1 protein-coding gene and 1 pseudogene are annotated in these 1259 nt (G+C 32.6%); one reads left to right on the forward strand and one right to left on the reverse strand.

Features of this window, described 5'->3' with window-relative positions; all coding sequences use genetic code 11:
* Window positions 1-415 precede the first annotated feature (415 nt).
* Complete coding sequence (locus C564_RS37990; protein ID WP_081621563.1) at window positions 416-598, forward strand: hypothetical protein; 183 nt, start codon at window positions 416-418, stop codon at window positions 596-598.
* 198 nt (window positions 599-796) lie between these two features.
* On the opposite strand, the pseudogene C564_RS37995 reads toward C564_RS37990, so the two are convergent.
* A pseudogene (locus C564_RS37995) lies at window positions 797-925 on the reverse strand (DUF3956 family protein); the annotation flags it as partial.
* Window positions 926-1259: the final 334 nt, after the last annotated feature.

The raw sequence follows: 1259 nt of genomic DNA on the forward strand, positions 1-1259 counted from the left end.
CATCATATGCCCTGAATACATTTGAGATGGCATATTAGAATAAGGCATCATTTGTTGCACCTCCTTTTATAAAAGAGTAGTCATCTAACCAATATATATTGTATGAAACGAGTAAGCATGTTGTAACTACCTATAATTTCGTTTATCGAGTACGGTAACGATTACTTCTGTTTAGGAGTCATAGATAAAAATTGAGACTTATTTTGCTATTGATAATGATAGGTTATGTTAATTTGGTGGGCATGTATGGTAACCCTCAATAGAAATTATCGTAGATGCTGCTGTGATCTGGGTGACGTCTTGTTTGTTGTTAATGAAAATAGATAAAGAAGATAGACTAGTAAACAAGCTGTTTTCTACTTTTAAACGTAGAATATAATGAATCCTATTTAATATGAGGGGGGGACTTATATTCATGAGAGATGATCGTCGTTTTGAGAACTTCAGAGATTGTGATAGATTTTGGGATGATTTAGTGTTCTGTAGACGCAGACATAGAGATTTTGATGACTGTCGTTGTAGACGTGACCGTGACTGCGATTGTGATGAATGTCGTCGCAGACGTAACCGTGATCTTGACTTGAGATTCTTTATATAATAAAGAAATTATTAGCGAATGCCGTCGCAGACGTAACCGTGATTGTGACTTTGATCGCGATGACCGTCGGGATTGGTAAATTCCTTTGGAAGAGTGCTTTGAGAAAAAAGCACTTTTTTTTGTTCAAGAATTTTCTGGTCTTATTTGTTAAGAGAAGATAAGGATAAATAAAAAAAGAGAGCCGAAGCCCTCTTTTGGAATTAGAATTTCTAATGCTATTAAAGTTAATGCTACTTCAAGAGAAATCTCAAGTTTAGCAACTTCGATTCCAGCTACTGAGACAACTAAAAAAGGTTGGCCATTTACGAATAGAATACAGCTTGTCATGTATATGCTTCCTTTCTAGTAATCTACTACAGTATATGAATTTAACCTGTGTTAACAAAATAAACGAACATAACGAACGAAAATAAGCGTCACTCCATAATTCAATAAAATCAACAATTTGAATGTATACTTTTATTGGCATTTTCTTCGAAATACGGAAAAATAGCGGAAACTCAATATTCAAAGGGAAATGAAAGTAAACTAATATTAAAAAGTTTACATTGGAGAATAAGAAAAAGAATCCTAATTATTTAGGATTTTTTTTGTAGATTTTTAATAGGAACATTTAATTTAAAAAGGTTTGAGTATCTAAAATCGTGATATACACAAAATT

Origin of the sequence: Bacillus sp. 105MF (assembly GCF_000374885.1) — a bacterium.
GTDB classification, from domain to species: Bacteria; Bacillota; Bacilli; order Bacillales; family Bacillaceae_G; genus Bacillus_A; species Bacillus_A pseudomycoides.